At 68.7% G+C, this 24,863-nt stretch carries 22 protein-coding genes; 17 read left to right on the top strand and 5 right to left on the bottom strand.

Annotation, left to right across the window (positions count from 1 at the left end; translation table 11 throughout):
- Position 1 precedes the first annotated feature (1 nt).
- The 3 genes from ACG01O_RS02030 to ACG01O_RS02020 all read right to left on the bottom strand — a co-directional run bounded on the left by ACG01O_RS02030 (position 2) and on the right by ACG01O_RS02020 (position 3,584).
- Positions 2-979, bottom strand: coding sequence for an ABC transporter permease (locus ACG01O_RS02030; protein ID WP_394380784.1), 978 nt, complete (start codon positions 977-979; stop codon positions 2-4).
- A gap of 187 nt (positions 980-1,166) precedes the next feature.
- Positions 1,167-2,384: a porin gene (locus ACG01O_RS02025; protein ID WP_394380781.1), complete on the bottom strand. Its 1,218-nt coding sequence runs from the start codon at positions 2,382-2,384 to the stop codon at positions 1,167-1,169.
- Positions 2,385-2,558: 174 nt separating this feature from the next.
- Positions 2,559-3,584 (bottom strand): porin, encoded by a 1,026-nt coding sequence (locus tag ACG01O_RS02020; protein ID WP_394380778.1) that lies wholly within the window; start codon positions 3,582-3,584, stop codon positions 2,559-2,561.
- Between the two features lie 242 nt (positions 3,585-3,826).
- On the opposite strand from ACG01O_RS02020, the gene coq7 reads away from it, so the two are divergent.
- A complete protein-coding gene (gene coq7, locus ACG01O_RS02015; RefSeq protein ID WP_394380775.1) occupies positions 3,827-4,444 on the top strand; it encodes a 2-polyprenyl-3-methyl-6-methoxy-1,4-benzoquinone monooxygenase in 618 nt (205 codons plus the stop codon).
- Between the two features lie 11 nt (positions 4,445-4,455).
- On the opposite strand, the gene ACG01O_RS02010 is transcribed toward coq7, so the two are convergent.
- Positions 4,456-4,887, bottom strand: a complete 432-nt coding sequence (locus ACG01O_RS02010; RefSeq protein WP_394380772.1) for an OsmC family protein — start codon at positions 4,885-4,887, stop codon at positions 4,456-4,458.
- A 311-nt stretch (positions 4,888-5,198) separates the two neighbouring features.
- On the opposite strand from ACG01O_RS02010, the gene ilvA reads away from it, so the two are divergent.
- Entirely contained in the window at positions 5,199-6,719 is a 1,521-nt protein-coding gene (gene ilvA, locus ACG01O_RS02005) for a threonine ammonia-lyase, biosynthetic (protein WP_394382468.1), read from the top strand.
- A gap of 33 nt (positions 6,720-6,752) precedes the next feature.
- Entirely contained in the window at positions 6,753-7,826 is a 1,074-nt protein-coding gene (locus tag ACG01O_RS02000; protein WP_394380769.1) for a nicotinate-nucleotide--dimethylbenzimidazole phosphoribosyltransferase, read from the top strand.
- Between the two features lie 78 nt (positions 7,827-7,904).
- Here ACG01O_RS02000 and ACG01O_RS01995 read toward each other — a convergent pair whose 3' ends face one another.
- Positions 7,905-8,558 carry a type II secretion system protein N gene (locus tag ACG01O_RS01995; RefSeq protein WP_394380766.1) on the bottom strand — a complete coding sequence of 218 codons (654 nt, stop codon included), beginning with the start codon at positions 8,556-8,558 and terminating at the stop codon, positions 7,905-7,907.
- Positions 8,559-8,611: 53 nt separating this feature from the next.
- Between ACG01O_RS01995 and gspG the strand changes: the two genes are divergently transcribed.
- The 14 genes from gspG to ACG01O_RS01925 all read left to right on the top strand — a co-directional run bounded on the left by gspG (position 8,612) and on the right by ACG01O_RS01925 (position 24,825).
- Positions 8,612-9,046 (top strand): type II secretion system major pseudopilin GspG, encoded by a 435-nt coding sequence (gspG, locus tag ACG01O_RS01990; protein WP_394380763.1) that lies wholly within the window; start codon positions 8,612-8,614, stop codon positions 9,044-9,046.
- 6 nt (positions 9,047-9,052) lie between these two features.
- On the top strand, positions 9,053-9,532 hold the full coding sequence (locus ACG01O_RS01985; RefSeq protein WP_394380760.1) for a Tfp pilus assembly protein FimT/FimU: 480 nt from the start codon (positions 9,053-9,055) through the stop codon (positions 9,530-9,532).
- Entirely contained in the window at positions 9,529-9,888 is a 360-nt protein-coding gene (gene gspI / locus ACG01O_RS01980; protein WP_394380757.1) for a type II secretion system minor pseudopilin GspI, read from the top strand. Before ACG01O_RS01985 ends, gspI begins: the two co-directional genes overlap by 4 nt.
- A 2-nt stretch (positions 9,889-9,890) precedes the next feature.
- Positions 9,891-10,505 (top strand): PulJ/GspJ family protein, encoded by a 615-nt coding sequence (locus tag ACG01O_RS01975; RefSeq protein WP_394380754.1) that lies wholly within the window; start codon positions 9,891-9,893, stop codon positions 10,503-10,505.
- A complete protein-coding gene (gene gspK / locus ACG01O_RS01970; protein ID WP_394380751.1) occupies positions 10,502-11,503 on the top strand; it encodes a type II secretion system minor pseudopilin GspK in 1,002 nt (333 codons plus the stop codon). The genes ACG01O_RS01975 and gspK overlap by 4 nt, the downstream gene beginning before the upstream one ends.
- Positions 11,504-11,609: 106 nt before the next feature.
- Complete coding sequence (gene gspL, locus ACG01O_RS01965) at positions 11,610-12,854, top strand: type II secretion system protein GspL (RefSeq protein WP_394380748.1); 1,245 nt, start codon at positions 11,610-11,612, stop codon at positions 12,852-12,854.
- Positions 12,854-13,378 carry a type II secretion system protein GspM gene (gene gspM, locus ACG01O_RS01960; RefSeq protein ID WP_394380745.1) on the top strand — a complete coding sequence of 175 codons (525 nt, stop codon included), beginning with the start codon at positions 12,854-12,856 and terminating at the stop codon, positions 13,376-13,378. Before gspL ends, gspM begins: the two co-directional genes overlap by 1 nt.
- Positions 13,378-14,256 (top strand): type II secretion system protein N, encoded by an 879-nt coding sequence (gspN, locus tag ACG01O_RS01955; protein WP_394380741.1) that lies wholly within the window; start codon positions 13,378-13,380, stop codon positions 14,254-14,256. The genes gspM and gspN overlap by 1 nt, the downstream gene beginning before the upstream one ends.
- 2 nt (positions 14,257-14,258) lie before the next feature.
- Positions 14,259-16,448, top strand: a complete 2,190-nt coding sequence (gspD, locus tag ACG01O_RS01950; protein ID WP_394380740.1) for a type II secretion system secretin GspD — start codon at positions 14,259-14,261, stop codon at positions 16,446-16,448.
- A 12-nt stretch (positions 16,449-16,460) separates the two neighbouring features.
- Positions 16,461-17,885: a type II secretion system ATPase GspE gene (gene gspE, locus ACG01O_RS01945; protein ID WP_394380738.1), complete on the top strand. Its 1,425-nt coding sequence runs from the start codon at positions 16,461-16,463 to the stop codon at positions 17,883-17,885.
- A gap of 10 nt (positions 17,886-17,895) precedes the next feature.
- Positions 17,896-19,107 (top strand): type II secretion system inner membrane protein GspF, encoded by a 1,212-nt coding sequence (gene gspF / locus ACG01O_RS01940; protein WP_394380736.1) that lies wholly within the window; start codon positions 17,896-17,898, stop codon positions 19,105-19,107.
- A gap of 363 nt (positions 19,108-19,470) precedes the next feature.
- Positions 19,471-20,460, top strand: a complete 990-nt coding sequence (locus ACG01O_RS01935) for an AAA family ATPase (protein ID WP_394380735.1) — start codon at positions 19,471-19,473, stop codon at positions 20,458-20,460.
- A 51-nt stretch (positions 20,461-20,511) separates the two neighbouring features.
- Entirely contained in the window at positions 20,512-21,414 is a 903-nt protein-coding gene (locus ACG01O_RS01930; RefSeq protein ID WP_394380732.1) for a 5'-nucleotidase, read from the top strand.
- Positions 21,415-21,480: 66 nt separating this feature from the next.
- Complete coding sequence (locus ACG01O_RS01925) at positions 21,481-24,825, top strand: S41 family peptidase (protein ID WP_394380729.1); 3,345 nt, start codon at positions 21,481-21,483, stop codon at positions 24,823-24,825.
- Positions 24,826-24,863 lie beyond the last annotated feature (38 nt).

Here is a 24,863-nt window from a genome sequence, read left to right as displayed (position 1 = left end):
CTCAATGCGCCTTGCCCTCGACGCGCAGGCGCGGGTCGACGGCGAAATACAGCAGATCCACGCCCAAGTTGATAACGACGAAGATCAACGAGATCAGACACAGGTAGGCGGCCATCACCGGGATGTCTGCGAACTGCACGGCCTGGATGAACAGCAGCCCCATGCCCGGCCACTGGAACACCTGCTCGGTGATGATGGCAAACGCGATCAGCGAGCCCAGCTGCAAGCCCGTGATGGTGATCACTGGCACCAGCGTATTCTTCAAAGCGTGGCTGAAGTACACGCTGCGATCCGTGAGGCCGCGGGCCCGCGCAAAGCGGATGTAGTCGGTGCGCAGCACTTCCAACATCTCGGCGCGCACCAGCCGCATGATCAAGGTCAGCTGAAACGCCGACAGCGTGCAGGCCGGCAAGATCAAGTGCAGCAGCCCGTCACGCGTCAGCAGGCCCGAGGTCCAGCCGCCCAGGGCCACCACGTCACCGCGACCAAAACTGGGCAGCCATTTCAGTTCAACCGCAAACACCCAGATCAGCACGATGCCGATGACGAAGTTCGGCAGGCTCACGCCAAACAGCGTGCCGGTCATCAGCAGTTGGGCACTGGCCCGGCCGCGGCGCAAGGCCGCGTAAACACCCAACGGAATGCCCAGCCCCAGGGCGATCAGCCCGGCTACCACGGCCAGTTCCAAGGTTGCCGGGAAGCGCTCGCCGATCAGCGACGACACCTTGCGGCCTTGCCGAAGGCTGATGCCGAACTCGCCCTGCGCGGCATTGGCAGCAAAGCGCGCGAACTGAACCGGAAACGGTTGGTCCAGCCCGAGGTCTTTGCGCAGCGCCACGCGCTGCTCCTCGGTGGCATCCTGCCCCAGCAAGTTCGTGACGGGGTCGCCGACGTACTGGAACAACATGAAAGCGATGAAGGCCACCGACAGCATGACCACCAGCGCCTGCACCAAGCGTCGAAGAATGAATACCAGCATGAAGCCTTGAAACCACGCAGGACGCGTTGAACGAAGCGCCCATGATGGCGAAACGCGCCCACGCCAAACGTCCGGGAAAGTCCTTGGGCAGGACATACCCCGACGAGCAGGCTGAAGCCCAAAAGCAAACGGGCCGCTTGAGCGGCCCGTGCAAGATGCAAAAGCGGGGGCAAGCCCCGCCGCATGATCAGAAGCGGTGACGCACGCCCACCATGGCGCCGCCGCGCTTGCCAGCGCCGTTGGCGAACAGCACTTCGCCGCTGGTCTTGGTGTAGTCGACTTCCAGGTAAGCGTCGGTGCGCTTGGAGAAGGCGTAGTCGAACACCACGGCGAAGAAGTCCGCCTTGGACTTGACGTTGGCGTTGGTCGACATGCCGGTGCTGGCAGCCAGGGCAGCAGCAAACGGAGCGGCCAGGTTTTGGGCCGTGCCGTAGTGCGTTTGCTCGGTCAGCCACACGTTGGCACCCACGTTCAGCTGAGGCGTCAGCTGGTAAGTGGCGCCGAACATGACCATCGTGCGCTTCTTGATGTCAGCCGAGTCGGCGTTGAACACGTTGGCGCCCAGGATGCCGCTGGTGTACGCACCGCGGGTGGTCAGGGCGATGTTGGCGGCAGAACCGGCTGCAGCCGACGCGCCGAAAGCGGCAGCGCTGGACTGGTTCAGCAGGGTGAAGGGGTTCTCGAACTTGTTCTCACCCCACGAGGCGTGAACGTACAGCGGACCGTCCGTGTACGACGCGCCGAACACCGTGGCCTTGATCTTTTTGCCGGTTTGCTCGGTGGCTTGCAGGTAGGCACCGCCCGCGCCGAACTTGCCGTCGCTGTAGCGAACCAGGCCGCCGATGGTCTTGTTGGGCAACGCGGCTGCAGCACCCGACTGACCTTCGCCAGCACTCATTTGCAGTTCGCCATACACGTTGCCGAACTGAACCAGGTACTTGACCATGTTGTCTTGGCGCGCCGCCATGGCCATGCCGATTTCGGGCTTGTAAGCCTCGATGTACGGCGAGTAGCGGAAGGACGCGAAGGTCGAGGTGTACAGGTCAAACAGGATGTTGTACTGACGGCCCAGTCGGATTTGGCCGAACTCATTCGACTGCAGACCCACCCAGGCTTGGCGCCAGAAGTCCGTGCCCGACGAAGCAGCGCCGGTGTCGGAGTTCAGGCGGTGCTCCATGTTCACCAGAGCCTTCAGGCCGCCACCCATGTCTTCGGTGACGTTCACACCCAGACGGCTTTGCGACATGCCGCCAGGAGTCATGGTCTTGGTGCTGGTGCCGGCGTTGGCATTGCTCGTGTAGCGCAAGCCTGCATCGACGATGCCATACAGCGTGACGCTGGATTGAGCCCAGGCAGCAGAGGTGCTGGCGGCCAGGACAGCGACGGCCAAGGTGGCTTTTTTCATCAAGGTTGTCTCCTGCTAGGAAAGTGAACGAACTGATTCTCTGCCAAGCCGTCCCGCAATCGCGCTTTCGTGTTGTGGAATGTCCACAGCGCTTGCCCTGTCTCGCGCGAGACATAAAAAAAGCCGCCCGATGGGCGGCTCGACCTGATCTCAAGCGGCCGGAGCCGCCGGGCGTCAGAAGCTGTGACGGATACCGACGTCGAAGCCCGTGGACTTTTGACCGTTGGCCGTCGCGGCCGGGGCGCCGCCCAGGATGAAGCGCGTCGTGCCGTCGTTCTTCAGTTCAGCCACAGTCGTGTACAGCGCGGTGCGCTTGGACAGGTTGTGGATGTAACCCAGAGCGAACAGCTTCGGGGTACCGACGGTGGCGAAACCGGTTTCGCCGCTGGTCTTGGCGGACGAGTACGACGCCCACAGTTGGCCTTGCGTGCCCACCGGCGCCGTAGCCGACACCGTCATGATTTCCTGCTTGCGCGCCATGTACTTGTTCTCGGTGTACGAGAACGAAGGACGCACCACGCCGAAGTCATAGGCGGCGCCGATCGAGGTCAGCTTGAACTTGCTGGTGTCGCCAGCGTTGGACGTGTTGGCGTAGGCGCCGGACACGTGCAGCGGACCGTTCTTGTAGCCCAGACGGAAGGACTGGCCCTTGTTGGTGCCCGTGCCTTCGCCGGCCGACAGGTCAACGCCGCCGTAGAAGCCGTTCAGGTTGCCCGGCAGAGAGTACGACACCAGGTTGTCGGCACGGCCGAACGAGGTGCTGTTGCCGCTGCCCAGGTTGTTGAACAGCACGCTGACGCTGCCCAGGCCCGTGAAGGACGTCGGGTCGAACTCTTCAACGTGCAGGCGCGACACGGTCTTGTTGCGACCCAGACGCACTTCACCGAATTCGCCGCTGAGGCTCACCGTGGCGCGACGGCCCCAGAAAGCGCCGCCGTTGGCAGCCAGACCGGTGTCGGTACCGACTTCGGATTCCAGCCAGAAGCCAGCCTTCAGGCCGCCACCGAGGTCTTCCGTGCCGCGCACGCCGAAACGGCTGGTGTTCAGGCCGGAGGAATCCAGCTTGTTCATCGAAGCACTGCCGGTCTTGACGTACTTCATGTCGGCGTCAACGATGCCGAACAGAGTGACAGACGATTGCGCAACGGCAGCGCCGCCGGTCAGACCGAGGACGGCCAGGGCAATCAGAGCTTTTTTCATTCGATACTCCTAGGTATTCATCCGAGCCGGCGCTGAAAAGCACAGCAGCTCACCTCCTGTGCGGAAGTGGGCGTATTCCACCAGAGCCCGAGGGCTTCGGGAATTCACGGATATGAAATTATGTGTTGCCGTTGCGGAGCGACAACGACACGCACCGTTCACGGTTTCTTCATCGAAACACGGTCTTAACAAACCCGATGCACACCTCAGTTCCCCACGGCTCGCAGCCAAGATTGAGCAACATGGATCGGTGGCTTTCCGCGCTCGACCACGGTCTGCGCACGGTCTTTGCGCCGGCACGAGCGGCACGGCGCTCGCCGGCGGCTGCGGTCGAGGACGTAGACCTCACGCCAGCCGAAAAAACACTGTCGGCTGCTTTGATGCGCGTGAACCACGTGGGTGAGATTTGCGCCCAGGCGCTGTACCAGTCGCAGGCGCTTTTCAGTCGCACGGAAGACCTGCGCACGCACTTCCAGAAGGCGGCGCAGGAGGAACTCGACCACCTGGCCTGGACGGAGGCACGCATCCGGGAGCTCGGCGGCCACACCAGCCACCTGGCGCCCGCCTGGTGGGCTGGCGCGTTTGCCTGGGGCAGCTTGGCCGGCATCGCCGGCGATCGGTGGAGCCTGGGTTTTGTGGTGGAAACGGAGCGCCAAGTGGAGGCGCACCTCGCATCGCACCTGGACCGACTCCCGCCTGAAGACGCGCCGTCACGCGCCATCGTGGACCAAATGCGTGCGGAAGAAGCCGCCCATGCCGATGAAGCGCAAGCCGCAGGCGCCGCTTCGCTGCCTTCGCCCATCCCTCAGGCGATGCGGCTGGCAGCCAAGGTCATGACGACCGTCGCCCACCGCATCTGAAACCTGCGTCCTCAGACCTCCACGACCTCGAAGGAGGTGGTGATGGCCGAGGTCTTGGCCAACATGGCCGTGGCGGAGCAGTACTTGTCGTGCGACAGCGCCACGGCACGCTCCACGATGTCCGCCTTCAGCCCCTTGCCGCTGACGACGAAGTGGAAGTTAATGGCCGTGAACACCTTCGGGTCGCTGGTGGCGCGCTCGGCTTTCATGGCGACCTCGCAGCCGCGCACATCGTGGCGCCCGCGCTTGAGGATCAGCACGACGTCATACGCCGTGCAGCCTCCCGTGCCGGCCAGCACCATTTCCATGGGTCGCGGCGCCAGATTGCGGCCGCCGCCGTCCGGTGCGCCGTCCATGGACACGACGTGCCCACTGCCGGTTTCCGCGATGAAACTCATGCCACTGGGGCCTTCAGCCCCCAACCAACTGACGGTGCATTCCATGGGCGTCTCTAGAGGCAAAGCTCCAATTTGTTCACACAAAAATATTGCGGCGCAGCATAACCCGGGGCTACACTGAAAGCTCAGCGAAAGCGTTTTCGCACCGATTGTCTCCTCCACCGCCTCCATGGTGGATTCAACCCGAGCTTGCAAGAGCTCGGGTTTTTTTTCGCCGAAGGCACGGCAGGCGGGCGCGCCAGGGGGCTCCCCTATCATGCGGCGCTGCAACATCACTGCCTGGAGACCCGATGAGCCCCGCCCGGCCGCCCTCGCGACGCACGCCTTCCCGCAAGGCGGCTACGCCGGTTCCGAGCATGCTGCCGCCGGGCAGCAGCTACCTCCAGCGCATTCTGAACGCCCGCGTCTACGAGGTCGCCCGCGAAACCTCGCTGGACGCCGCGCCCAAGCTCTCCCGCCGGCTCGGCAACAAGATCTGGTTCAAGCGCGAAGATGAACAAGCCGTGTTCAGCTTCAAGCTGCGCGGTGCGTACAACAAGATGGCGCACCTGTCGCCCGAGCAACGGGCCGCGGGCGTGATCTGCGCGTCGGCCGGTAACCATGCGCAAGGTGTGGCGCTGTCGGCCAAAAAGCTCGGCTGCCGCGCGGTCATCGTGATGCCGGTGACCACCCCCCAGGTCAAGATCGACGCGGTGCGCGGGCACGGCGGTGAAGTGGTGCTGTTCGGCGAAAGCTTCACCGACGCCTACGGCCACGCCAAGGAACTGGAGCGCGATCATGGCCTGACCTTCGTGCACCCGTTCGACGACCCGGACGTCATCGCCGGCCAGGGCACCATCGCCATGGAATTGCTGCGCCAGCACCCGGGCCCGATCGATGCCATCTTCGTGGCCATCGGCGGCGGCGGCCTGATCTCCGGCGTGGCGGCCTACGTCAAGGCGCTGCGCCCGGAGATCAAGGTCATCGGGGTGCAAACCACCGACTCCGACGCCATGCTGCGTTCGGTCAAGGCCGGCAAGCGGGTCACCTTGAACGACGTGGGCCTGTTTGCTGACGGCACCGCCGTGAAGCTGGTGGGCGAGGAAACCTTCCGCATCACGCGCGAGCTGGTGGACGACTTCATCGTGGTGGACACCGACGCCGTGTGCGCCGCCATCAAAGACGTGTTCGAGGACACGCGCTCCATCCTGGAGCCGTCCGGCGCCATGAGCGTGGCCGCGGCCAAGCAATACGTGGCCCGCACCGGCGCCAAGGGGCAAAACCTGGTCGCCATCACCTGCGGCGCGAACATGAACTTTGACCGGCTGCGCTTCGTGGCCGAGCGGGCCGAGGTGGGCGAGCAGCGCGAGGCTCTCTTCGCCGTGACGATCCCGGAAGCCCGCGGCAGCTTCAAGCGATTCTGCGAGTTGCTCGGGCCGCGCAGCGTGACCGAGTTCAACTACCGCATCGCCGATGCGCAGGTCGCTCACATCTTCGTCGGCATCGCCATCTCCAAGCCTGACGAAGCCGCCAAACTGGCACGCACCTTCACCAAGGCCGGCTTCCAGACGCTGGACCTCACCAACGACGAACTGGCCAAGCAGCACATCCGCCACATGGTGGGCGGGCGCAGCGAGCTGGCGCGCAACGAGCGGCTGTACCGCTTCGTGTTCCCGGAGCGGCCCGGCGCGCTGATGCGCTTCCTGTCGAGCATGCATCCGGACTGGAACATCAGCTTGTTCCATTACCGCAACCAAGGGGCCGACTACGGACGAATCCTCGTCGGCATCCAGGTTCCCAAGGGCGATTCCGCCGCCTTGAAGGAATTTCTCGGCAGTTTGAACTATCCATTCGAGGATGAAACGGCCAACCCGGTCTATCGCTTGTTCCTGGGTTGAGTTGAAATGCAGGGGTTCGTCACCCCGTGCACCATGTCCGTCGCCCAACAGTCGCTGATCTCCCCCACTGCCAATCCGGAGCTGGAAAAAGCCCTCCGGGATCGCGTCGACCGGCGGTCCGCCATCGCAGGCGCCCTGGGTGAACTGGAACCCCTCGCCGTACGGCTGGGCCTCGTGCAAAACAGCCTGACCCCGCGTTTTCGCGACCCGGTGCTGGGCCTGTTCGCGGCGGACCACGGCATCGTGGTGGATGGCGTCGGCGCCCAATGGGGCCGTCCCACGCGTGACCAAGTTCAGATGGCGCTGCACTCGCAGTTGCCCGTGTCCGTGTTTGCGCGGCTGCAGGGCCTGCACCTCACGGTGGTTGACTGCGGCGTGGCGGAGAACCTGCCGCCGCACGCCCGCTTGCTGGCCCGCAAGGTGGCCCACGGCACGCGCAACGCGCGCACCGCTCAAGCCATGAGCGCGGAACAGGCCCACGCCGGCGTGCGCGTCGGCATGGAAATCGCCGACAACCTGCCCGGCAACGTGCTGGCCTTTGCGGGCATGGGCCAAGGCTCGCCGGAATGCGCCGCGCTGGTGCTGGCGCGGCTGGCCGAGCAGCCGGTGCGGGACTTCGTCATCTCCGGCCCCACCATGCGCCAGGACGACCTGGTGCACCTGCTCGATGTCCTGCACGGCGCACTCGCCCGACACCGCGACGCCCGCGAGCCCATGGATGTGCTGGCCGCGTTCGGCGGCCATGAAATCGCCGTGATGGTGGGCGCCATGCTGGTGGCCGCCAGCAAGCGCAGCCTGATCATGGTGGATGGCATCACCGCATGCGCGGCGCTCAAGGTCGCATCCTTGATCTGCGCGCCGGTCACCGACTACGCCGTGTTCTGCCGCAGCCACGTGCACCGTGGGCTGGATGAAGCGCTGGCCTTGTTCCAGGCGTCTGCGCTGCTGGAACTGGGCATGGACAGTGCCGATGGCACCGGAGCGGCCCTGGCCTGGCCCATGATTCGCGCCGCTGCCGCACTGCTGACCGACCTGCACGAAGTGGCCGAAGCCCGTGTGGCGATGCGGCCCGCGCCGGGCGCTCAGGTGCCCACGCTGCGGGTCTGATCCTCAGGTCCGGACACCGCCAACCGCGCGCTTTGGGCGCACGCCCGACTTCAACCCAGGCAATTCAGCGCGGGCGCTTCAACGCTGAGTTTGTGCCGCGTCCGTGGATGCACCGGGCGCAGGCTGCACGACCGGTGAGCCGTACACCACGGGCGGTGCGCTTTGCACCGGCGCAGGCATCGGATTGGCCGGCACCGGATTGCCGCGCATCGGCATGCCCGGCGTCACCGCGGCGCCCACGGGGTTGCCCCCCAGCACCACATTGGACGGCGACGCCGCCGGCAGCGTGCCGGTGGCCGGCGCATCGGGCGGGCTGATCTGCAGCACCTGGCTCGGCGCCTGCCCCGGGCGGCCCAGGCTGGCGCTTCGGGCATCCACCCGCACCAATTGCAAGTCACCGTCCACCACCGCGCCAACGCGCACCGTTCGCGCCACGCCGTCCACCTCGATCAGCGCCACGCCCTCGCCAGCCTCAGCTGCGCGCGGATTCTTGGGGGCCACGACGCCCAGCAAACGCAGACGGCTGGACGTCGGCGCCTCCGCAGGCGCGGCGGCTTCCGCCGGCGTCACACCCAGCAGGCGCGCCAGATCGACGCGGGCCGCGCGCGCGTCACCGGCCGGCAGCACCGACGCGGGCATCGGCACCGGCCGCGCGAACAGCTGCAGACCCCAGTACGCCGCCGAGCCACCCAGCAGCAACCACACGGAAAACGCCATCAATCGAGCAAGCATCGCCCCATTATGATCGCCCGCTCCTTGCACTCCGTGCCCCCACGAATCCAGCCATGCGTCGCTTTCCCATCGCCCGTGCCGCTGCCCGCGGCTTCACGCTGATTGAACTGCTGGTGGTGCTCGTCATCATCGGCGTGCTGGCGGCACTCGTCGTGCCGAACGTGCTGGACCGCGCCGAAGACGCCCGCGTCACCGCCGCCCGCACCGACGTGAACAACCTGATGCAGGCGCTCAAGATGTACAAGCTGGACAACCAGCGCTACCCGAGCTCCGAGCAAGGCCTGGACGCGCTGGTGCACAAGCCCACCACCGGCACGCCCCCGCCGAACTGGAAGCCCTACCTGGAAAAGCTGCCCAACGACCCCTGGGGCCACCCCTACCAGTTCGCCAACCCCGGCGTGAAGGGCGAGGTGGACGTGTACAGCTTCGGCGCCGACGGCCGCGCCGGCGGTGAAGGCCGCGACGCCGACATCGGCTCCTGGCAATAAGGCGCTGTGCGCTGCGCCGGCGCGCCGCGGACCGCCCGACGGGCGGCTGCCGCGGGGTTCACGCTGATTGAACTGCTCGTGGTGGTGGCGCTGATCGCCATCACCAGCGCCACCATCAGCCTCGCCCTGCGCGACCCGGCCGAGCAACAGCTGCAACGCGAAGCCCAGCGCCTGATCGCCTTGCTGGAAACCGCCCGCGCCGAAAGCCGCGCCTCCGGGCTGACCGTGCGCTGGCTGCCCAGCGCGGTGAAGACGGGCGACGACTTCCGCTTCGAAGGCCTGCCCCGCAGCCTCACCCTGCCGACCCGTTGGCTGGGCGACCCCGTCGCCGTGCAGATCGAAAACACCACCGCCACCAACCCGGGCCTGACGCTGGGCCCCGAGCCCATCATCCCGGCGCAGCGCCTGCGGCTGCAACTCGGCGGCCAGCGCCTGACCCTGGCCACGGACGGCCTGGGGCCGTTTGACGTGGTCAACACGCCATGACCCCACAGCGCGGCTTCACCTTGATTGAAGTGCTGGTGGCGCTGGTGATCGTGGCCATCTCGCTCGGTGCCGGCGTCAAGGCGGCCGGCGCGCTGGCCAACAACGCCGAACGGCTCGCGCAAGTGAGCGCCGCCCAGTGGTGCGCCGAAAACCAGCTGACCGAACTGCGCCTGACCCAGCAGCGCCTGGACATCGGCGAATCCGCCTTCAGCTGCGAGCAACTGGGCCGCAGCTATGTGGGCAAGCAGCGCGTGAGCCCCACGCCCAACCCCAACTTCCGCCGGGTGGACGCCGACATTGCCGACAGCCAGGGCGTGCCCGTGCTCAGCCTGTCCACCATCATTGGCAACTTCTGAACATGCGCAGCCGCGGATTCACGCTGGTGGAAGTGCTGGTGGCTCTGTTGGTGATGGCCACGCTGGCCGGCATGGCCTGGCGCGGCATCGACGCCCTGACCCACGCGCGAGAAATCGCGCAGGCCCGCCTGGCCCAAACCGCACGGCTGCAAACCGTGCTGGCGCAATGGGAGGTGGACCTGCGCGCCGTGCAAGACAGCCATAGCACCGTGCCGCCGGTGTCGTTTGACGGCGGCAACCTCGTACTCACCCGCCAAGCCACCAACGGCTTGCAGGTGGTGGTGTGGAGCCTGCGCGAGGGCAGCCTGTGGCGTTGGGAGAGCCCGGCGCTGCGCACCATTCAAGACCTGGACGACCAGCGCCAGCGCGGCCTGCAACAACTCGCCCAGCGCAACCCGGCCCTGCGGGCGTTCGACGGCGTGGGCGCCTGGCAGTTCTACTGCTACTGGGGCAACGCGTGGGCCAACTGCCAGTCCACCGGCAACCAGAACAACCCCAACGGCCCGCAGCGCGGCACCGTGGCGCCGCCGGCGGGCCTGCGCATCGCGCTGCAGTTCGCGGAAGGCAGCGGCCTGAACGGCACGCTCACGCGCGAGCTGGAGGTGACGGTGCGATGACCCGCCGCCCCACCCAACGCGGCGCGGCCCTGCTGACCGCGCTCATCATCGTGACGCTGATTGCCAGCTTGGCCGCCGGCATGGTGTGGCAGCAGTACCGGGCCGTGCAGATCGAAGCTGCCGACCGCGCCCGTGCGCAGAGCACCTGGATCTTGCAAGGCGCGCTGGACTGGGCTCGGCTGATCCTGCAAGAAGACGCCAAGCAAAACCGCAATAAGGCCGTGGATCACCTCGGCGAGCCCTGGGCCGTGCCGCTGGCCGAGGCCCGGCTGTCCACCTTCCTGGCGGCCGACAAGACCGTGGCCACCGATGACGCCGGCCCTGAGGCTTTTCTGTCCGGCAGCATCGAAGACGCGCAGAGCCGCTACAACCTGCGCGGCTTGCTGGGCGGCGCCAAAGCGCCCGAGCTGGAATTGCGCGTGCTGGAGCGCCTGTGCAGCCAAGCCAACGCCGCGCCGGGCACCGCCACGGTCATCGCGGCCGGTCTGCGCCAAGCTTTCCCGGCGGCAGCCAGTGGTTCGGGCAACGGCACGGGGTCCGGCGGCGCCAGCGGGCCCGCCAGCGACAGCGGCCCGCTGCAGCCCGCCGGGCTGGACCAGCTCTCCTGGCTGGGGCTAGATGCCGACACGATCAAGCGCCTGCAGCCCTTCGTCGTGCTGCTGCCCAAGGCCACGCCGGTGAACCTGAACACAGCGCCCCGCGAGGTGATTGCCGCGCTGTTCGATGGCGTCGACCTGGCCACGGCCGAGCGCCTGGTGCAGGCCCGCAAGGCCAAGCCGCTGCAAGACGTGGCCGCCGATGCCGCGGCCTACCTGCCCGCCACCGCGCTGGCCCAGGCCACCACCGCGCGCGTGGCGGTTGCGTCCTCGTTTTTCATCGTGACCGGGCGGCTGCGGCTGGATGAACGCCAGCTCGAGCAGCGTTCTCTGATCGAACGCGAAGGCCTGACGATGAAGGTGCTGGCCCGCGAACGCATCAACCAGCTGCTGGATCGGTGATGTTGCGAACTCGAACCCGGCGACACCTCGTCACCCTCTGCCCCGCCACGGCCACGGAAAGCGGCCCACCCCCTCCTAGAATGCGCCGCGCCTGAGCCCACCCCCTATGAGCACCCTGCTGCTGTTCCTGCCCCCGCGAGTGCGCCTTGGCGCGCCCGGCCGCGCCTTGCCCGAGCCGCAGCGCAGCGATGCCCTGCGCGAGTACGACTACGCACTCACCGACGACGGCCAGACCCTCACCACCGAGGGCCGTGCGCCGGCCGCGTCGCTGCCCTCGGCCGACACGGTGATCGCGGTGGTGGCCGAGTCCGACCTCAGCTGGCGCCAGGTGGAACTGCCCCGCGCCGGCCGCCAGATGCGTGCGGCGCTCGCCGGGCGCCTGGAAGAAGCCCTGCTGGACGAGCCCGACGCCTTGCACTTCGCGCTAGAGCCCGATGCCTTGGGTGGCGACACCGCGTGGGTGGCCATCACCTCGCGCCCCTGGTTGGCCGACCACCTCGCCGCGCTGGACGCCGCCCAGGTGTTCGTGGACCGCGTGGCGCCCCTGGCCTGGCCTGACGCGCAGGCCCGCGGTCATTTCTTCGAAGCGCAGCCCGACAGCACCACGCCCGCGCTGCGCTGGAGCCACCAGGACGGCGTCACCACCCTGCCGCTGGAAGGCGGCCTGCCGCGCCAGTTCTTCCCGCCGGGCCTGGTGCACGCTGCGCAATGGACCGCCACGCCCGCCGTCGCCACCGCGGCCGAACGCTGGCTGGGCACCACCGTCACCGTGCAGACGCCTGCGCAACGCGCGCTGGCCGTGGTGGACAGCCCCTGGAACCTGCGCCAGTTCGACCTCGCCCCACGGGCCCGCGGCGTGCGCGCCCTGCGCCTGCTGCACCGCGCGCTGATGCGCAAGCCCTGGCGCCCGGTGCGCTACGGCCTGGCGGGCCTGGCCCTGGTGCAGTTGCTGGGGCTGAACCTCTGGGCCTGGCACCAGCACCGCGAAGTGGCCGCCCGGCGCGAAGCCGTCACGGCCGCGCTGACCGAGGCGTTCCCGCAGGTGCGCGCCATCCTCGACGCACCGGTGCAGATGCAAAAGCAGCTGGACCTGCTGCGCGCCACCGCCGGCGCCGTGGGCGAACAAGACCTGGAAGCCCTGCTCGGCGCCGCCGCAACCGCCTGGCCCAGCGACCGCCCGCCGACCGAAGCCCTGGCGTTCGAGCCCGGGCGGCTCACGCTGTCTGGCCAGGGCTGGGCGCCGCAACAAGTCGACAACTTCCGCACCCAGCTGCGCAGCGAAGGCTGGCAGCTGGACGCCAGCGAGGGCAAGCTGACCATCAGCCGCGCCGCCGCGCAAGGACGCTCCTGATGGCTTCTTCACGCAACCCTGCCGGCGACGGGCTCGCCGCGCAGTTCCAACAAGCCAAGGGCCAGGCCCTGGCGCAATGGCAGGCTCTGGGCGAGCGCGAGCGGCTGACGCTGGGCGTGGCCGGCGTGCTGCTGGCGCTGCTGCTGGGCTGGAGCGTGCTGCTGGCCCCGGCCCTGCGCACCCTGAAAACCTCGCCCGCCGAGCTGGAGAAGCTGGAGCTGCAACTGCAACAGATGCAAGCCCAAGCCGTGGAGGCCAAGGCCCTGCGGGCCGCACCGGCCGTGCCGCCGGCCCAGGCCCAAGCGGCCTTGACCGCGTCGGTCGAACACCTCGGCCCGGCGGCCCGCCTGAACCTGACGGGCGACCGCGCCATCGTCACCCTCAACGGCGTCTCGCCAGAGCAATTGCAGGCCTGGCTGGGCGAGGCCCGCTCGGCCGCCCGTGCCCGCCCGGTGGAGGCGCAACTCACGCGCGGCCCCAAGGGCTTTGCCGGCAGCATCGTGCTGGTGCTGGGGAACAACTGATGGCCTGGTTCAAGAAAGACAACGCGCCCACGGTGGCCTTGGACTCGGTGCTGGGCCTGCCTGCCGCCGGTGGCCGGGCGGTGCGGCATGTCACGCCCAAGCGCTGGAGCATTGGCGGCGCCCTGGTAGGTGTGGTGGCCGCGCTGGTGATGTTCGCGCCGGCCAGCTGGCTGGCCCGGGCCGTGGCCTCGGCGTCTGGCGAACACGTGCTGATCGTCGACACCCGCGGCAGCATCTGGAACGGCTCGGGCGTGCTGGTGCTGACCGGCGGCGTCGGCAGCCGTGACGCCGCCGCCCTGCCCGGCCGCATGCACTGGAAGCTGGCCGTCAAGGGCTCGGGCCTGCAGCTGGCGGCCCGGCAAGACTGTTGCATCAACGGCGAGTTGCTGCTGGGCATCCGCCCCGGACTGGGCCGCGTGGATGTGAGCGTGGACAGCAAGGCCGACTGGCTGGCTCGGCTGCCGGCCGACCTGCTGGCCGGCCTGGGCACGCCCTGGAACACGCTGCAGCTGACGGGTTCGCTGCGGCTGTCGGCGCGTGACCTGCGGCTGGAATCCGTGCAGGGCCGCTGGCGCCAGTTCGGCGAACTGCAGCTGGACCTGCTGAACCTCTCGTCCCGCGTGTCCACCGTGGCACCGCTGGGCAGCTACCGCTTCACCGTCACCGCCGACACGGCCACGCCGGGCGCCAGCACCATGCGCCTGTCCACGCTGGAAGGCGCGCTGCAGCTGTCGGGCGTGGGCGTGCTGAACCCGGGGGGCAAGAGCCGCTTCACCGGCGAGGCCACGGCCGCACCGGGCCGCGAAGAAGCGCTGAACAACCTGCTGAACATCATCGGGCGCCGCCAAGGCGCACGCTCCGTCCTGACGATCGGATGATCATGAATCTCCAACGCACCGCCACGGCCGCTGCCGCGATCACCGCCCTGCTGCTGAACACCAGCAACGCGCTCGCCCAGCCTGACAACGCCGGCGTGCAGCGCGGCCGCCCGGCCGGCCCCGCCGTCAAGGCCAGCTCGCCCGTCACGCTGAACTTCGTGAACGCCGACATCGAGGCCGTGACCCGCGCCATCGGCGTGATGCTGAACCGCCAGATCATCATCGACCCCCGCGTGAAGGGCACGATCACGGTCTACAGCGAGCAGCCCGTGTCGGTGGCCGACGCCTACCGCAACTACCTGGCGGCGCTGCGCGGCCTGGGCTTTACGGTGGTGGAAGCCGCCGGCTTCCTGAAGGTCCTGCCGGAGCCCGACGCCAAGCTGCAGGCCAGCTCGGTGGCCGTGGAAAGCTCGGGCGCTCGGGGCGACCAGATCCTCACGCAGATCTTCCGCGTGCAGCACGAGAACGCCAACAACCTCGTGGCCGTGCTGCGCCCGCTGATCAGCCCCAACAACACCATCAACGCCAACCCGGGCAACAACAGCCTGGTGATCACCGACTACGCGGACAACCTCCAGCGCATCGCCAAGATCATCGCGGCCATGGACACGCCGGGCAGCAGCGACATCGAGATCGTGCCGCTCAAGCACGCGGTGGCGGCCGACCTGGCCCCGCTGGTGCAGCGCCTGGCCGATGGCGGCAGCGCCACCGGTGCGGCGGTGCCCGGGCAAGCCGGCGGCTCGGTCAGCGTGCTGGTGGACCCGCGCTCCAACGGCCTGATCCTGCGCGCCAGCAACCCCACCCGATTGGCCGCCGTGCGTTCCATGGTGGACAAGCTGGACCAGCCCAGCAGCGACGGCGGCAACGCGATTCGCGTGGTCTACCTGAAGAACGCCGACGCCACCAAACTGGCCACGGTGCTGCGCGCCGCCTTCGGGGCCGCCGCAGCCGGCAGCAGTGGCAACAGCAGCAGCACGGGCTCAACCACCGGCTCCAGCCTCAACGGCGGCAACACGCTGGCCACTAACGGCCAGAACCTCACGAACACCAGTGCCACGGGCAGCAGCGGTGGCGGCATGAACTCCGCGGCCGCCACGTCGCCGCTGAGCCAGTCGGCCGGCCCGTCCACCGGCGGCTTCGTGCAGGCCGACCCGTCCACCAACTCGCTCATCATCACTGCGCCTGAGCCGCTGTACCGCCAGGTGCGCGCCGTCATCGAGCAATTGGATGCCCGCCGCGCCCAGGTGTACGTGGAGTCGTTGATCGTGAAGATCGACAACACCAAGGCCGCGCAGTTCGGCGTGCAGTGGCAGAACATGTTCGGCAGCAAGGGTGACAGCAGCATCACCGGCGCCGGCACCAACTTCGGCACCGGGCTGGCCAACATCATCAACGCCACCGGTGCGGTGGCCAACGGCACCAGCGGCATCACGTCGGCGCTGTCCAGCGGCTCGGCGCCGTCGGGGCTGAACATCGGCCTGCTCAAGAAGTTCGGCAGCGTCTACACGCTGGGCGCGGTCGCCAACTTCTTCGAGAGCCAGAGCGGCGCGAACGTGCTGTCCACGCCCAACCTCGTGTCGCTGGACAACGAGGAAGCCCGCATCGTGATCGGCCAGAACGTGCCCTTCGTGACCGGCTCTTACGCCAGCACCTCCACCAGCGGCAGCACGGTGAACCCGTTCACCACGGTGGACCGCAAGGACGTGGGCCTGACGCTGAAGGTCAAGAGCCAGATCGGCGAGGGCGGCGCGGTGCGCATGGTGGTGTACCAGGAGAACTCGTCCGTCGTGCCTGGCTCCAACGGCACCACGGGCCCGACGCTGGACAAGAGCGCCATCGAAACCTCGGTGGTCGTCGACGACGGCGACATCATCGTGCTGGGTGGCCTGCTGAAGGACGAGTACACCGACGGTGACGACGGCGTGCCCGGCCTGTCCAAGATTCCGGTCATCGGCAACCTGTTCAGCAGCAAGAACCGCAAGCGCGTGAAGACCAACCTGATGGTGTTCCTGCGCCCGGTGGTGATGCGCTCGGCCGACAGTGCCAACCAGTTGACGCTGGACCGCTACCAAAGCATCCGCGCGGTGCAGGAAGGCGCCCAGCCGCAAAAGAGCCTGATCCTGCCCGACACCGGCGCGCCGGTGCTGCCGGAGCCGAAGTCGTCCCCCGCCAAGGCCCTGCCCCAGAAGTAAGTCACGCACGCCATGGCCGCCACCCGCCACCCCCTGCCTTATGCCTTCGCCAAGGCCAACTGCGTGCTGCTGGAGGACGACGGCGACCGCCTGACGCTGTGGACGCCGCCCGATGTGGGCTGGGCCACGCTGTCAGAAGTGCAGCGGCTGTACGTCGTCGACCGGCTGGAAGCCGAGGCCGCACCGGCCCTGGCCGAGCGCATCAATGCCGCCTATGCCGGCAGCGAGAGCAGCGCGGCCGTGGTGGTGGGCGAGGTGGAAAGCGCGGTGGACCTCTCCCGCATGATGCAGGACCTGCCGGCGGTGGAAGACCTGCTGGAGGCCGCGAACGACGCGCCCATCATCCGCATGCTCAACGCGCTGCTGACGCAGGCCGCGAAGGACGGCGCGAGCGACATCCACATCGAGCCCTACGAGCGCAGCAGCTCGGTGCGCTTCCGCGTGGACGGCACGCTGCGCGAGGTGGTGCAGCCCAACAAGGCCCTGCACGCCGCGCTCATCAGCCGGCTGAAGATCATGGCCGAGCTGGACATCGCCGAAAAGCGCCTGCCGCAGGACGGCCGCATCTCGCTGCGCATTGGCGGCCGCGCGATCGACGTGCGCGTGTCCACGCTGCCCTCGGCCCACGGCGAACGCGCGGTGCTGCGCCTGCTGGACAAGAGCGAATCCAAGTTCACGCTGGAAGGCCTGGGCATGGACGGCGCGGTGCTGTCAGCCTTCAAGAAACTGGTGCAGCAGCCGCACGGCATCGTGCTCGTGACCGGCCCCACCGGCTCGGGCAAAACCACCTCGCTCTACGCCTCGCTGCAGACCGTGGACACCAGCACCACCAACGTGCTGACGGTGGAAGACCCGATCGAGTACGAACTGCCCGGCATCGGCCAGACGCAAGTCAACGCCAAGATCGACCTGACCTTCGCCAAGGCCCTGCGCGCCATCCTGCGCCAGGACCCGGACGTCATCATGATTGGCGAGATCCGCGACTACGAGACCGCGCAGATCGCCATCCAGGCGTCCCTCACCGGCCACCTGGTGCTGGCCACGCTGCACACCAACGACGCCCCCAGCGCCGTGACCCGGCTGACCGACATGGGCGTCGAGCCCTTCCTGCTGTCGTCATCGCTCTTGGGCGTGCTGGCGCAGCGCCTGGTGCGCCGCCTGTGCCCCGACTGCAAGCGCCAGGACGAACACGGCCACTGGCACCCGGTGGGATGCGACAGCTGCGGCCACACCGGCTACAAGGGCCGCACCGGCGTGTACGAGCTGATGGTGGCCGACGAGGCCGTGCGCAACCTGATTCACCAGCAGGCCGCAGAATCCGAGCTGACCACCGCCGCCCGCGCCGCCGGCCTGCGGTCCATGCGCGAGGACGGTGAACGCCTGATTGCAGCCGGCGTGACGTCGCTCGAAGAAGTCCTTCGCGTGACCCGAGACTGAGGTCGCCGTCGTGCCCGCCTACAAGTACGAAGCCCTCACCGACGCCGGCCGCCAAAGCAGCGGCCTGATCGAAGCCGACAACCCTCGCGCCGCCCGGGCGGCCGTGCGCGCCTTGGGTCTCACGCCGCTGTCCATCGAGACCGTGCAGCAGCATGGCGCGCAGGAAGGCAGCCGCTTCACGCGCCGCGTGTTCAGCCCCACGGCACTGGCGGTGTGGACGCGTCAGCTCGCCGGCCTGGTGGGCTCCGGCCTGCCGATTGAGCGGGCACTGACCGCGCTGGCCGAAGAGAGCGAAGACACCAAGCAACGCGAGCTCATCAGTCAGCTCAAGGCCGAGGTGAATGCCGGCTCGGCCTTTGCCCGCGCGCTGGCCTCGGCCCCGCGCGAGTTCGACGAGGTGTACCGCGGCGTGGTGGCCGCCGGTGAACAAAGCGGCGCGCTCGGCCAGGTGCTGGAAAAGCTGGCCGACGACCTGGAAGAACGCCAGGACCTGAAGGCCAAGCTGGTGGGCGCCATGGCTTATCCGGCCATCGTGTCCCTCATCTCCGTGATGATCGTGATCTTCCTCGTCACCTACGTGGTGCCGCAGATCGCCACGGTCTTCACCAGTTCCAAACGCGCCCTGCCTGCGCTGACCGTGGCCATGCTGGCCGTGAGCGACTTCGTGCGCGCCTGGGGCTGGGCCATGCTGGGCGCGCTGATCGCGGGCGGCATGGGCTTGCGGTACGCCCTGAAGGCCCCAGCCTTCCGGCTGCGGTTCGATGCCGGCATCCTGCGCCTGCCGCTGCTGGGGCGGCTGGCCCGGGGCTACAACGCGGCGCGCTTTGCCGGCACGCTGGCCATGCTGGCTGGCGCTGGCGTGCCCATCTTGAAGGCGCTGCAGGCCGCGGCAGAAACCTTGTCCAACCGCGCCATGCAGGCCGACGCGCTGGACGCGCTGGTGATGGTGCGCGAAGGCGCGCCGCTGGGCTCGGCCCTGGCAGGCAAGAAGCGCTTCCCCGGCATCCTGGCCATGTTCGCCCGGCTGGGCGAGCAAACCGGCCAACTGCCCGAGATGCTGGGCCGTGCGGCGCGCCAGCTGGGGGTGGAAGTGCAGCGCCGCTCGATGGCGGCCGCCACGCTGCTGGAGCCGCTGCTGATCGTGGCGATGGGCGCGGTGGTGCTGCTGATCGTGCTGGCGGTGTTGCTGCCGATCATTCAGCTCAATACCTGGGTGAAATAGACCACCCCCTACCGCAGCGGAGCTGCGGCCCCCTCAAGGGGGCACTTGCGGCTGCCCGGCAAAGCCGGATCAGCGCAAGTTGCTGGAGGGGCTGCGGCGCTTCGCGCGCAGGGTCAATGTGAATCAGTGGATCGGTGACGCGTGTCGCCCCCTTACCGCAGCGGAGCTGCGGTAAGGGGGCATTTGCGGCTGCCCGGCAAAGCCGGATCAGCGCAAGTCGCTGGAGGGACTGCGGCGCTGCGCGCGCAGGGTCAGCGTGAATCCGTGGATCGGCGTCGCGTGATCTGGTGCGCGATTCGGTGATTTCTCTAGGTCCACGGGGCGAACAGTTTTTGCTTGAATGGACTCGGAAGGAGTTCCGGCATGAGCAGTACCGCCCTCACCTGTGTCGCCCCTCGCATCCCGGTGGCTCGCATGCGCAGCATTTACCGGCTGGAGGATGTGTCCAAACGGCTGGAGAAGCTGCCGCCCAAGGAGCACGAGTCCTTGCGTGCCACCTACGAGCGCATGCTGGAAAAGGGTGAGCAGCGCTTTCAGGTCAAGCCCTCCGGGCTGCCGGTGATGGACGCGCTGTACGACGAGATGCCCAACTTCCACGAGGTGCTGGATGACGTGAAGCGGCAGATCGCCCTGTGTGACGGCAGCAGCGATGCGCTGGAGATCACACCGCTGCTGCTGCTCGGACCGCCGGGGGTGGGCAAGACGCACTTCGCGCGGCAGCTGGCCGAGCTGCTCGGCACCGGCATGGGCTTTGTGTCCATGAGCTCACTGACCGCCGGCTGGGTGCTGTCCGGCGCCAGCAGCCAATGGAAAGGCGCCCGCGCCGGCAAGGTGTTCGAGGCCTTGGTGGACGGCGAATACGCCAACCCGGTGATGGTGGTGGACGAAATCGACAAGGCCGGCGGCGAAGCGGCCTACGACCCGTTGGGGTCGCTTTACAGCCTGCTGGAGCACGACACCGCCAGCGCCTTCATCGACGAGTTCGCGGAAGTGGCGGTGGACGCCAGCCAGGTCATCTGGGTGGCCACGGCGAATGACGCGCGCAGCATCCCGGACCCCATCCTGAACCGCGTCAACGTGTTCGAGGTGCAGGCGCCGGACTTCGACGCCGCCCGCGCCATTGCCCGGCGGCTGTACGCATCGCTGCGGGGCAGCCACGACTGGGGCCGGCGCTTCGACGAACACCCCAGCGCCGCCGTGCTGGACCGCATGGCGGAACTGGCCCCGCGGGAGATGCGGCGCGCCTGGATGACCGGCTTCGGCAACGCGCGGCTGGCCGGGCGCGGCACGGTGCTGTGCGACGACCTGCCCGCCGGCGGGCCCAAGAAAGGGCGCATCGGCTTCATGCAGTGAGCGGGCGGCAGGAAGGCAGGCAGGCAGACGGCGCGGGCTGAAAATGCCCGCATGCCAGTCAGCCTCCATGGGCAACTCGTCGTTGCCATTTCCGCCCGTGCCCTGTTCGATTTCGAGGCCGAGAACCAGGTGTTCGAGGCCGGCGACGACCGCGCCTACATGGCCCTGCAGCAGCAGCGCCTGGACGAGCCCGCGCCGCGCGGCGTGGCGTTTTCGCTGGTCGAAAAACTGCTGGCCTTCAACGAAGGCGGTGCACCCCAGGTGGAAGTGGTGGTGCTGTCTCGCAACGACCCGATTTCGGGCATGCGGGTGTTCCGATCCGCCCGCCACTACGGCCTGCCCATCGAGCGGGGCGTGTTCACGCGCGGCGCGTCACCGTGGCGTTATTTGAAGCCGCTGTCGGCGCAGCTGTTCCTGTCCACCAACGAAGCCGATGTGCGCCAGGCGCTGCAGGCCGGCGTGGCGGCCGCGCGCGTGATGCCGCAGGCCGCGCGGGCCTCGGCCGCCCACCCGCACGAGCTGCGCATCGCGTTCGACGGTGACGCGGTGCTGTTCTCGGACGAAGCCGAGCAGGTGTTCCAGCGCGACGGCCTGGCCGCCTTCCAGGCCCATGAAACCTCCCGCGCCCACCAGCCGCTGCCCGCCGGCCCGTTCAAGCCCGTGCTGGAGGCCCTGCAGCGGCTGCAGCACAGCACCGGCGGCGGCATGAAGGTGCGCACCGCCCTCGTCACCGCCCGCAGCGCGCCGGCCCACGAGCGGGCCATTCGCACGCTGATGGACTGGCAGATCGAGGTGGACGAAGCGATGTTCCTCGGCGGCTTGCCCAAGGGCGAGTTCCTGCGCGAATTCGAGCCCGACTTCTTCTTCGACGACCAGGCCGGCCACATCGCCAGCGCCGCAGCCCACGTGCCCGCCGGCCATGTGGCCATGGGGGTCGCCGCCGGCCAGGGTTGACCCGATGTGACCTCCCGCTGACGGGCCGCGCATGACCACAATGCCGCCATTCACCGGAGAACTCACATGTCTCGTATCCGTTGGGCCGCGCTGGCGGCCGCGCTTTGCGCCACCGGCGCCTGGGCCGGCACCTCGGGCTTTTATCGCCAACCCGCCTTGCAGGGGGACCAGGTCTACCTCGTGGCTGAAGGAGACCTGTGGCGCGTGGGCGCGCAGGGGGGCGAAGCCCAGCGCCTGACCACCCACGCGGGTCAGGAAACCCAGCCCGCCGTCTCGCCCGACGGCCGCTGGCTGGCCTTCACCGCCCAGTACGACGGCGGCACCGAGATCTACCTCATGCCCACGGCCGGCGGCCCGCCGCGGCGGCTGACCTGGGAAGGCGGCGGCATGCGCGTGTGGGGCTTCACCGCCGGCGGCGAGGTGCTCTACACCGCCAACGACGCCCGGCCCGGCTCGCAACTGTTTGCCGTGAACATCCAGACCGGCCAACGCCGCGCCCTGCCGGTGGGCCAGGCCAGCGACGCCGCGCTGAGCGCCGATGGCAAGACGCTGTACTTCACCCGCAGCGGCCTGCGCGGCGACAACGCCCGCCAGTACCGCGGCGGCGCGCTGGCCCGGCTGTGGACGCTGGACCTGACCCGCCAGGACGAAGCCCGCCCGCTGGTGCCTGAAGGCCACAACGACCGCCGGCCCATGCCCTACCGCGTGGGCGGCGCCGAGCGCGTGGCCTTCCTGTCTGACCGCGACGGCACGGTGAACCTGTGGTCCGTCAACGCGCAGGGCGGCGACCTGCGCCAGCACAGCACCCACCGGGGCTGGGACATCCGCCACGCCTCCATCGACGGCAGCCGCGTGGTGTACGCCCTGGGCGCGGACCTCTACCTCACAGACCTCGCGCAAACGGCGGCCCCCAGCAAGCTCGCCATCACGCTCGGCGGCGACTTTGACCAACAGCGCGAGCGCTGGATCAAGCGCCCGCAAGACTTCCTGACCGACACCGCCCTGGCCCCCAACGGCGAGCGGGTGCTCATCGCTGCGCGCGGCCACCTCGCCACCCAAGGCGTGCAGGCGTTGCGCCGGGCCGAACTGCCCCAGCCGGCCGACGGCCGCTGCAAGAACGGCGAGTTCAGCCACGACGGCAAGCAGGTGTTTGCGCTGTGCGACTTCAGCGGCGAGACCGAGATCTGGCGCTTCGCCGCCAACGGCACCGGCCAGCCCGAGCGGCTCACGCGCGGCGCCACCACCCAGCGCCGCGACCTGCTGCCCTCGCCCGACGGCCGTTGGCTGGCCCACACCGACAAGGAAGGCCACCTCTGGCTGACCGACCTCAAGACCCAAGCCACCCGCGAGATCGCCCACGGCGCGCTCGGCGAGCCCCGGCTGCAGGCCTGGAGCCCGGACGGCCAGACCCTGGCCTGGACGCTCGCGCTGCGCCATGCCAACCGCGCCCAACTGCAGCTGCACCACCTGCCCGACGGCCGCACCCACACGCTGACCAGCGACCGCTACGACACCGACGGCGCCACCTTCAGCCCCGACGGCCAGTGGCTGTACTTCAGCTCTGACCGCAACTTCGTCGTCGGCGGCAACCCGGGCCCCTGGGGCGACCGCAACACCGGCCCCTTCTTCGGCAACCGCAGCAAGCTCTACGCGCTGGCACTGCAGCCGGGCCTGCGCTCGCCCTTTGCGGCCAAAGACGAGCTGGACGCCGCCGCGCCCAAGGCCGACGACAAGAAGCCCACCGAGCTGCCCGCGAACACCAAGCCCGCGGCAGACAAGCCAGCCGACAAGCCAGCCAACCCAGCCGCCAGCGCCCCGGCAGACAAGGCCGCCGAGAAGAAGGGCAAGCCCGCCATCGTGTTCGACGGCCTGGCTTCGCGGCTGTTCGAGCTGCCGGTGCCCGCAGGCACCTACCGCGCCCTCCGCACCGACGGCAAGCGCCTGTGGTTCCTGGACCAAGACCTGGAGCGCAGGAGCCACCTCAAGTCCATCGCCATCGACAACCAGGGCGCCGCGCCCGAGGTGATGGCCAGCGATGTGCGCAGCTACACGCTCAGCGCCGATGGCAAGAAGCTGATGCTGGTGCGCAACCAGGGCCAGAACGCGCCCGAGGTGTTGATCGTGGACGCCGCGCCCAAGCTGCCCACCGAGCTGGCCAAGAGCCAGGTGCGCTGGAGCGACTGGCAGATCGCCACCCAGCCCCGCGCTGAGTGGAAGCAGATGTTTGCCGACGCCTGGCGCATGCACCGCGACCACTTCTACGACAAGGCCATGCACGGCGTCGACTGGGCCGCCGCACGCGCCAAGTACGAGCCGCTGCTGGACCGCGTGACCGACCGCTACGAACTGGCCGAACTCATGGCGCAGATGGTGAGCGAGCTGGGCGCGCTGCACAGCCAGGTCGCCCCGGGCGACACCCGCCCCACGCCGGACGAGCCCGCACTGGCCGGCCTGGGCGGCCGCTTCTCGCGCGTGGCCGAGGGCTGGCGCATCGACGCCATCTACGCGTTCGAGGCCGAACTGCCGTCCGAAGCGCCGCCGCTGGCCGCACCGGGCCTGGGCTTGAAGGTGGGCGACGTCATCACCGCCGTCAACGGCCGCCCCACCGCCACGGCGCCGCACCTACTGGAGATGCTGCGCGGCCAGGCCGGCCGCCAGGTGCTGCTGGACGTGAAGCAGGGCGACAAGGCGGTGCAGCGCATCGTGACCCCGGTGGCGCAAGCGCGCGAAACCCAGCTGCGCACCAACGACTGGCGCGTGGGCCGCGCCCGTGCCGTGGAGCAGGCCGGCCAGGGCCGCATCGGCTACGTGCACCTGCGGGCCATGGGGGCGGCCGACATCGCCGACTTCGTGCGCGAGTTCTACGCCGCCAGCGACCGCGACGGCCTCATCATCGACGTGCGCAACAACAACGGCGGCAACATCGACAGCTGGATCCTGGAGAAGCTGCTGCGCCGCGCCTGGGCCTTCTGGCAGCGCCGCTCGCCGGCGGAGTCCCCCGTGTACCCCAACATGCAAAACGTCTACCGCGGCCACACCGTGGTGCTGATGAACGAGGACACCTACTCCGACGGCGAGACCTTTGCCGAGGGCTTCAAGCGCCTGAAGATCGGCCCGGTCATCGGCAAGCGCAGCTCGGGCGCGGGCGTGTGGCTGTCGGACGGCAACCGCCTGCTGGACAACGGCATCATGCGCGCCGCTGAAACGGGCCAGATCGACGCCGACGGCCGCTTCCTCATCGAAGGCATCGGCGTGTCGCCCGACATCGAGGTGGACAACCCGCCGCGGGCCACCTTCCTGGGCCAGGACGCGCAGCTGGACGCCGCGATTGCCGAGCTGAACAAGCGCATCGCCGCCGAGCCGGTGCGGCCGGTCAAGCCCGGCCCCTACCCGCGGCCGGTGAAGCCGTAAAAAACAAAGGGAGGCCGCGGCCTCCCTTTTTTGTGGCC

Source organism: Pelomonas baiyunensis, assembly GCF_043555935.1.
GTDB lineage: Bacteria > Pseudomonadota > Gammaproteobacteria > Burkholderiales > Burkholderiaceae_C > Pelomonas > Pelomonas baiyunensis.
This window is presented reverse-complemented; position numbering and strand designations above follow the sequence as displayed.